The 8815-nt window shown below is 57.8% G+C and carries 6 protein-coding genes and 1 pseudogene; all 7 read left to right on the top strand.

The genetic code is table 11. The features are described from left to right. Positions 1-123: pseudogene (locus K8V32_RS03465) on the top strand (oxidoreductase); the annotation flags it as partial. A gap of 511 nt (positions 124-634) precedes the next feature. Then, positions 635-880 carry a hypothetical protein gene (locus tag K8V32_RS03460; protein ID WP_303902918.1) on the top strand — a complete coding sequence of 82 codons (246 nt, stop codon included), beginning with the start codon at positions 635-637 and terminating at the stop codon, positions 878-880. Next, positions 871-2676: an APC family permease gene (locus K8V32_RS03455; protein WP_303902915.1), complete on the top strand. Its 1806-nt coding sequence runs from the start codon at positions 871-873 to the stop codon at positions 2674-2676. Before K8V32_RS03460 ends, K8V32_RS03455 begins: the two co-directional genes overlap by 10 nt. A gap of 259 nt (positions 2677-2935) precedes the next feature. Then, a complete protein-coding gene (gene ileS, locus K8V32_RS03450) occupies positions 2936-6316 on the top strand; it encodes an isoleucine--tRNA ligase (protein WP_524536681.1) in 3381 nt (1126 codons plus the stop codon). Then, a complete protein-coding gene (locus K8V32_RS03445; protein ID WP_303902912.1) occupies positions 6316-7797 on the top strand; it encodes a bifunctional folylpolyglutamate synthase/dihydrofolate synthase in 1482 nt (493 codons plus the stop codon). Before ileS ends, K8V32_RS03445 begins: the two co-directional genes overlap by 1 nt. Continuing rightward, a complete protein-coding gene (locus K8V32_RS03440) occupies positions 7790-8272 on the top strand; it encodes a DUF4233 domain-containing protein (protein WP_303902910.1) in 483 nt (160 codons plus the stop codon). The genes K8V32_RS03445 and K8V32_RS03440 overlap by 8 nt, the downstream gene beginning before the upstream one ends. A gap of 62 nt (positions 8273-8334) precedes the next feature. Next, complete coding sequence (gene ndk, locus K8V32_RS03435) at positions 8335-8754, top strand: nucleoside-diphosphate kinase (RefSeq protein ID WP_303902908.1); 420 nt, start codon at positions 8335-8337, stop codon at positions 8752-8754. Positions 8755-8815 lie beyond the last annotated feature (61 nt).

The raw sequence follows: 8815 nt of genomic DNA, 5'->3' as shown, positions 1-8815 counted from the left end.
GCCGATGTTTGCGCCTATGCGGTGAATCTTCCCCATCACATTAACCTGGATGAAATCGTGATGCGCCCGGTCAAACAGGCCGCCCAGCACAAGCTCATTCGCGATGCTCAAGACAGTGCCTAAATATTGTTTACCAGCAGCGGTGCTCTAAGCGGATACGAAGTACCCGCTTGAGGGCCGAATCACAGGTTTATCAAACCTCTGCCAGATAACCCCGTTGTCTTGGTCAGATAAGGTCCCCTGGGCCTTAGGGGTTGTAGGCGACTAGGTCGCTTTCTGACAACGAAATACTTTTTCTACCCGTTGGGCGACGCCAACTTCGCGTGCACATGCCACCACTTCACCAAGGGACGCGACAGCTGAACGCATTCAGTGAGCTGGCTATCAGAGTTTGTGAGCGATAACGCCTGGTGCATGAGGTTGAGCTTCGGTTGGGTCGACCTGGCCTCATGCCCGGCCGCCATGTTTTGGAAGCATGATAGGAGCGAATTCGACCCTCAAGCAGGGCGAGCTGAAGCATGCCAATGGGCAATGAAGGGACTCCCGCTAAGCTGTGGGAAGGACTACGATTGAACCAGCCCATAAACCGCTGACTTCGCGTCTGCGATTGGCCCGCCAGGCATGGTGAGCGAGCATGGGAACGACAGGCGATCGGAAGGCCATGGATGGCCAGCAGAATGCGCATGATTGGCAACGAGCCCACATACCGGACCCGGTACTTCACGCCGCCCCAGAACAGCAAGCGCAACGAAGGCCTATCAAACGTCTGCGCCGCTGGATGCTGGCCGACACCTCGGTGCCGCATGGTCGTCATGCCGGGCCGCACGGGCGGGTAGAACACCACGACGATCGCGCGCACTGGTTGCGGTCATGTGTTTGACTGGCCTGGATTATTTCTCGACTTTGGGATACCAACCCGCGATCGCCGCCCTGGCTGCCGGGGTCATTGCACCGGCAGCAACCATTGTGCTGGTGGCCGTCACGTTGGCCGGTGCGCTACCGGTATATCGCCGTGTTGCACAAGAAAGCTCCCACGGCACCGGTTCGATTGCCATGCTGGCCAAACTGTTGCCACGATGGGCAGGCAAACTTGCGGTGCTGATCTTATTGGGCTTTGTCGTTACCGACTTCGTCATTACGATGACCCTATCAGCCTCAGATGCCACAGCCCATCTGAGCGAGAACCCCGTGGCCTCATCCGTGGTGAACGGCAGGGAAGTGGTCACCACCCTGGTCCTGATAGCCGGGCTCGCACTCATCTTCCTATGGGGCTTTCGAGAAGCCATCCGAGTTGCCACGATCTTGGTCACCGCGTTTTTGGCCGTGAACGGTATCGTCATCGTCGTCGCATTCGTACATCTGGTGCAACAGCCTATAGTGGTGAGTAATTGGTGGATGGTGCTCACCACCCAGCACGGCGATACCTTATTCGCCGTTGCCGTGGCGTTGCTCGTTTTCCCGAAGCTTGCGTTGGGTCTGTCTGGATTTGAGACCCGTGTTGTCGTCATGCCCCAGATCCGTGGGGACGCCACCGATACTGAGGCTCAACCAACCGGGCGTATCCGTCACACCAAACACCTGCTGACCACCTCAGCACTGATCATGAGCGCGTTTTTGATCACCTCGTCGATCACCACGGTCCTGCTCATCCCGGCGGCGGCCTTCGAAGTGGGCGGCCCAGCCAACGGCCGTGCCCTGTCCTATCTTGCCCATGAGTATCTGGGGCCCGTATTTGGGACGGTCTATGACGTCATTATGGTTGCTATTCTATGGTTCGCTGGCGCCTCGGCCATGGCCGGGCTGCTGAGCTTGGTGCCCCGATATCTACCGCACTACGGGATGGCACCGGCCTGGACACAACGCAACCGTCCACTGGTGTTCGTTTTCGCAGCTATCGCCTTTGTCATCACGGTCATCTTCCAGGCCGACGTCGACGCTCAAGGTGGCGCCTATGCCACCGGGGTGCTGGTGCTGATCACTTCGGCTGCCATCGCCGTGACCCTGACGGCACGGCACAAAGCCCAGCACGGCGCTATGCTCGGGTATGGTTGTATCGCAGTCATCTTTATTTATACGACGATCGCAAATATTATTGAACGCCCCGATGGCATCAAAATTGCCGGTAGCTTCATTGTGGCCATCCTAGTGGTCAGCCTCATTTCTCGAGCCGTGCGCTCGACCGAACTGCGTGCTACCTCGATCAACTTTGATGCGCCCGCTCAGCACATGCTTGACCAGCATTCCGACGGCGTGCTGCGACTCATTGCCCACAATCCGCGACACGTTGCCGCCCAGCGCTATCGAGAATCTCTGAGCAGAGCACAGGCAGCGCACAATCTGCCGGTCAACGGGGCGTTATTTATCGAAGTCGTGGTCGCCGATAGTTCAGAATTTGAAACCGATGTTATTGTGCGTGGCGTCCAACGCTATGGCTATCACCTGCTGGTAGCCGAAGGCACCACAGTCGCCAACACCATCGCGGCAATTGCTCTGTATCTGCGAGATGTCCTGGACTGTGAAACCCACGTGTATTTCCAATGGACCGAATCAACCCCGGTGACCAACATTCTGCGCTACTTGGTCTTCGGGGAGGGCTCGATCGCATCGGTCACCCGGGAAGTGCTGCGCGAAGCGGAACCCAATGTGCACCAGCGGCCAATCGTGCATATCGCCTAAGCGCAAAACCTTGCGTAGAGCTGATTTCACGGTCTGAAATATGTTGTAGGATGGTTGCGATTGCGCAGTGATCCGACCATCATCGGGGAGCGCTTCGGAAGAACGGCTCATGCTCAGTAGAACCGAACGGGTCAGCCCGATATAGCTGTTATAAGCGATCTTGGAGTATTCCAAGATAAGCAGGGTGGTACCGCGTCGTCAGGCGTCCTTGCACAGGTATGTACACGTGATAACGAACGTCGATGCAAGGAAGGTAATTGTGTACCCTCTGGCTAGTTCCCATAAGCAATGGGTTCAAAACGGTTCTACACCGTCCACCCCAAATCTGCCCGCCATCGAAGAGCTGATCCTCAAGTACTGGGATGCAGACGGCACCTTCCAAGCCTCCATAGATAACCGTCCGGCAGAAGTCGACGGCGACAATAATGAGTTCGTTTTCTATGACGGCCCACCCTTTGCCAACGGCCTGCCGCACTACGGCCACTTGCTGACCAGTTACGTTAAAGACCTCATCGCGCGTTACCAGACGCAGCAGGGTCGCCGCGTTGAGCGACGCTTTGGTTGGGACACCCATGGGCTGCCGGCCGAATTAGAAGCCATGAAGCAACTCGGCATGACGGATAAGGCCGAGATTGAAGAAATGGGCATCGATAAATTCAACGACGCCTGCCGCGCTTCGGTCCTGGAATACACCCAGGAATGGCGCGAATATATCAACCGTATGGGCCGTTGGGTTGATTTCGAAAATGACTACAAAACCCTGAACCCATCCTTTATGGAATCCGTTATCTGGGCGTTCAAAACCCTGCACGACCGTGGCCTAACCTACCGCGGTTTCCGTGTGCTGCCGTACTGTTGGAACGACGAAACCCCACTATCCAACCACGAACTGCGCATGGACGACGACGTCTATAAGATGCGTCAAGACCCATCGGTTACCGTCCAGTTCAAGGTCACCGGATTGCCTGCCAACCCAGACCTGGTGCCTGCAGGCGGTGTCACCGCCGAAACCGCAGACGCACTGACCGGTGTTGGCGTGTTGGCTTGGACGACCACCCCGTGGACGCTGCCCACCAACCTGTCGGTGGCTGCCGGTCCGGAAATCGAATACGCAGTGGTACCGGTCGTGGCCGCAGAAGTCGATACCTTCAGTGCTACCAAAGTCCTGCTGGCAACCGACCGGGTACGCGCCCACGCCAAGATGCTCGGCTACGAGGACGCCGATGCTGCGGTGGCCGCTATCGAAGCGACCTACACCGGCAACCAGCTGGCCGGTCTGGCCTATGAGCCCCTGTTTACCTACTTTGCCGATGCCGAAACCTACGGCACCCAAAACGCGTTCCGCATCCTGGTCGATGACTATGTCACAACCGAAGACGGTACCGGTCTGGTTCACCAGGCCCCGGCCTATGGTGAAGAAGACCAACGAGTCAACGAAGCCCACGGCATCCCCGTTGTCCTTTCGGTCGATGAAGGTGCCAACTTCTTGCCCCTGTTTGGCGATGAGAACCTTGGTGGCGGTGTACTCAAGGATATCGCCGGCGTGCAGGTCTTTGAGGCCAACCGCACCATCATTCGTGCACTGCGCGCCCAAGGCTCGCTATTAGGCGAACAATCCTATGAGCACTCCTACCCGCACTGCTGGCGCTGCCGTACCCCATTGATCTACCGTGCGATCACCTCCTGGTATGTCAAAGTCACCGAATTCAAAGACGATATGCTCACGCATAACGAAGAAATCAACTGGATCCCGGGCAACGTCAAACACGGCCAATTTGGCAAATGGTTAGAAAACGCTCGTGACTGGTCAATCTCACGCAACCGTTACTGGGGTTCACCCATCCCGGTATGGGAATCCGATGACCCAAACTATCCGCGCATCGAGGTCTATGGTTCATTAGCTGAAATCGAAGAAGCCTTCGGCCAACTGCCACGAAACGCCAAGGGTGAGGTCGACCTTCACCGCCCATGGATCGATGAACTGGTGCGTCCAAACCCGGATGACCCAACCGGAAAATCGATGATGCGTCGTGTCGAAGACGTCCTGGATGTCTGGTTCGACTCCGGCTCGATGCCCTATGCCCAGGTCCACTACCCGATGAATAATAAGGACTGGTTCGACACCCACAACCCGGCCGACTTCATTGTGGAATACATCGGCCAGACCCGCGGCTGGTTCTACACCATGCACGTGCTAGGCACCGCACTGTTCAACCGTCCGGCATTCAAAAATGTCATCTCGCACGGTATTGTACTGGGCTCTGACGGTAATAAGATGTCCAAATCCCTGCAGAACTACCCGGACGTCAACGATGTTTTAGACCGTGACGGCTCAGATGCCATGCGCTGGTTCCTGATGGCCTCACCAATTCTGCGCGGCGGTAACCTGATCGTCACCGAAGAAGGCATCCGCGAAGCCGCACGCCAGGCCATCCTGCCGGCCTGGAACGTCTGGCACTTCTTTAGCCTGTATGCCAACTCGGCCACCGACGGCGGCAAACGCCCCGAAGGGTACCAGGCCTCCTTCCGGTATGAATCCACCGACCCGCTAGACCAGTACATCCTGGCCGCCACCGGCACCATGCTGCGCGATGTGAAAGCCTCACTGGATGACTACAACGTCTCCGGGGCCACCGAAGCCATCCGCGGTTACATGGAAACCATGACCAACTGGTACATCCGCCGGTCGCGTCAGCGCTTCTTCGCCGAAGACACCCAGGCCCTAGATACCCTGTACACCGTGCTAGAAGCCTTCGTGCGTGCCGCGGCCCCACTGATGCCCATGGTCGCTGAAGAAATCTGGCGCGGACTGACCGGTGGACGTTCGGTGCACCTGACCGACTACCCGGACGCCAACCTCTTCCCATCCGGGACCGATGCTGAACAACTCCAAGACACCATGGAATTAGTCCGCACGATCGCCTCATCAGCCTCATCGCTGCGCAAAGGTGCCAACCGTCGCGTGCGCCTACCACTGTCCGAACTGACCGTTGTCGTCCCAGACACCCAGCGCTTCACCCAAGAATTCACCGACATTCTGGCCGATGAGCTGAACCTAAAGAACATCAAACTCGTTGACGTGGCCAACACCTCGGCCGAAGACTTCGGGATTTCCCAGCAGCTGGTCGTCGACGCTCGCGAAGCCGGCCCGCGCCTGGGCCGCCAGGTGCAGACCGTCATCAAGGCCTCCAAATCCGATGATTGGAAGGTTGAAGACGACGGCACCGTGGTTGCCGGTGGCATTGCGCTGAAACCTCACGAATACACCCTGTCCACGGTGGTTGAAGAAGACCCAGACAACCCGGAATCCGCGGTTGCCGTCATCCCACAGGGCTTTGTCATCCTCAACACCGCGGTTGATCAGACCCTGGCCGCAGAAGGTGCTGCACGCGATGTTATCCGTGCCGTCCAATCGGCGCGCCGCGATGCCGACCTGGATGTTTCAGACCGCATTCACACCGTGATCACCGGACCGCAGGCCGTCATCAATGCCATCAGCGCCCACGAAGGCCTGATCAGCAATGAAACCTTGTCACTGCAGGTCGCATTCGAAGCCACCGACGCCGCCGACCCCCGTGAATCCTTCGCCGATGACGCCACCAAAATCGTGGACGTCACCGTGCAGAAAGTCGACGCCTAATGTTTGAAACCGCAGAACAGGTATATGAACACCTGTTATCGCGGGCTCCGGAAAATAAAATGGAGCCCCGCATGCAACCGATGTTCGACATCATGGCACTGCTGGGCGACCCCCAAACCAGTGCCCCCGTCATCCACTTGACCGGCACCAACGGCAAGACGACGACGGCGCGCATCATTGAACAAGTCCTCATCGCCCACGGGCTACGCACTGGACGCTACACCTCACCGCACCTGGTCAAGGTCACCGAGCGCATCACCCTGGACGGTGAGCCCGTTGACGACGCCACATTTGTCCGCGTGTTCAATGAGATCGCCCCGTTGATCGACATGGTAGATGCCAAACTGGTCGAGGCCGGAGAACAACAACTCACCTACTTCGAAACTGTCACCGCCCTGGGTTTTGCAATCTTCGCCGACGCCCCGGTGGATGTCATGGTGTTAGAAGTGGGTTTGGGTGGCATCACCGATGCCACCAACGTCGCCGATGCCCAGGTATCGGTGGTCACCCCTATCTCGGTCGACCACGCCGAACTGCTCGGTGACACCCCGGGGCAGATTGCAGTGGAAAAATCCGGGATCATCAAAGACAACGGTTACCTGATCTCCGCGGCCCAAGATCCCGAAGCCGCCCAAGTATTATTGGAAAAAGCCCGGGCGCAACACGCCAACTTCAAATTCGAAAACATCGAATTCGGCGTCACGGGCCGTTCGGTGGCCGTCGGGGGACAACAAGTCTCGATCAAAGGCCTGGCAGCGGAGTACAACAACCTATTTCTCCCGCTGCACGGCGCCCACCAGGTCCAAAACCTTGCTGTCGCCATCGCAGCGCTGGAAGCCTTTCTGGGAGCCGGCGACCAGCCGCTACAGCGCGACATCCTGCAAGACGGCCTGTCAATGGTCACCAGTCCGGGACGCCTGGAACTGTTGCGCACTAACCCCTCACTGGTCATCGATGCGGCACACAACCCGCAGGGCATCGAAGCCACCGCGGCAACTATGCGCGAGACCTTCAATTTCTCATCGCTGGGTTTAGTGGTGGGCATCCTGGATGACAAAGACGCCCTGGGCATTCTCACCGCCCTCTTTGAACATTTTGGTGACGACGTCGAACACCTGGCCATCACCAAATCCAACTCACCGCGCGCCATCAGCCCCGAAGAGCTCACCGAGATCGCACTGGACGCGGGCTGGGACGAAGACCAACTGTTCACCACCGACTCCGTGGTGGATGCCATTGCGTGGGCAGTCCAGGGGGTTCGTGATATCGAGGCACGAATTCAAGACGCCGGTCGCAGCCTGACCGCCGGCACCGGGGGAGCGGGCATCCTCGTGACCGGATCGATCACCCTGGTCGGTCAGGTCCGGGATCTGCTGGGTCCCGAAACCGCCGCCACGGATGCCAGTGTCGAAGTCGAAGGCCATGATGACTTCAGCGACTTCTTCCCGCAAGAAGACCAGGAGGACGACGACAGTGAGTAACGCAGAACAACCCGGCCGCGAATCCTGGCGCCCAGAACGCGAGACCAGATCACAACGCGAGTGGAAACCCGGCCAACAGAAAAAACAACGGTCCATCCTGGTGATGTTCACCTCCACCGTCTTGCTGGGTGAAGCCTTCGTGATCGCATTCTTCGGGCTGATGCTCTACGGCCTGAACCAAAACAACGGTGGGCTCTGGATGCTCTTGGGCAGCCTGGCGCTGGCCCTCATTGCTGCGGTGACATCCCGGTTTGTCAAAAAGCCTGTTGGCATCGCCGTCGGCTGGATTATCCAAGGCCTGCTCGTTGCCTCCGGTTTCTTGGAATCCTTTGGGTTCATTGTCGGCATCGCATTTGCTATAGCCTGGTGGTACGCGGTGACCAAGGGCCAACAGCTTGACGTCGAAAACGCTATCCGAGCCAAAGAACAAGAAGCCTGGGAACAAGAACACGGTACGGAAGCCGAGACCGATTAGGTATGATCGTTGAGGGTCACGCAACCGCGTGACCTGACCCAGCTGATGAATGAGGAAGTTTTATGAGCCAGCCTGAACGCACACTTGTACTCGTCAAGCCCGACGGTGTGGAACGTGGACTGACCGGTGAAATCTTGTCACGCATTGAGCGCAAGGGCTATCAAATCACCGAACTGCTGATGCTCAACGCCACCCCTCAGTTACTGGCTGAACACTATGAAGAACACCAGGGCAAAGAATTCTTTGAACCACTAGTCAACTTCATGGCCTCCGGCCCGATTGTTGCGGCCATCTTTGAAGGCGACCGCGTGATCGAAGGAGTCCGCCAGCTGGCTGGTATCTCTAACCCGACCCTGGCCGAGGCGGGGACCATCCGCGGCGATCTCGGACGCGACTGGGGTGAAGGAGTCCAGAAGAACCTCATTCACGCCTCCGATTCGACGCTGTCTGCAGAGCGCGAGATAGAACTCTGGTTCGGCTAACTCCGAGACTTTAACAAGCAATGGCACTGGTATTTACCGGTGCCATTCGCTGTTAAAAGCA

The organism is Enteractinococcus helveticum, assembly GCF_020742345.1.
GTDB lineage: Bacteria > Actinomycetota > Actinomycetes > Actinomycetales > Micrococcaceae > Yaniella > Yaniella helvetica_A.
This window is presented reverse-complemented; position numbering and strand designations above follow the sequence as displayed.

Excerpts from the sequence above, each read along its gene's own strand:
- K8V32_RS03455 (WP_303902915.1), top strand. The coding sequence starts at position 871 with ATGTGTTTGACTGGCCTGGATTATTTCTCGACTTTGGGATACCAACCC.
- K8V32_RS03445 (WP_303902912.1), top strand. The coding sequence starts at position 6,316 with ATGTTTGAAACCGCAGAACAGGTATATGAACACCTGTTATCGCGGGCT.
- ndk (WP_303902908.1), top strand. The coding sequence starts at position 8,335 with ATGAGCCAGCCTGAACGCACACTTGTACTCGTCAAGCCCGACGGTGTG.
- K8V32_RS03460 (WP_303902918.1), top strand. The coding sequence starts at position 635 with ATGGGAACGACAGGCGATCGGAAGGCCATGGATGGCCAGCAGAATGCG.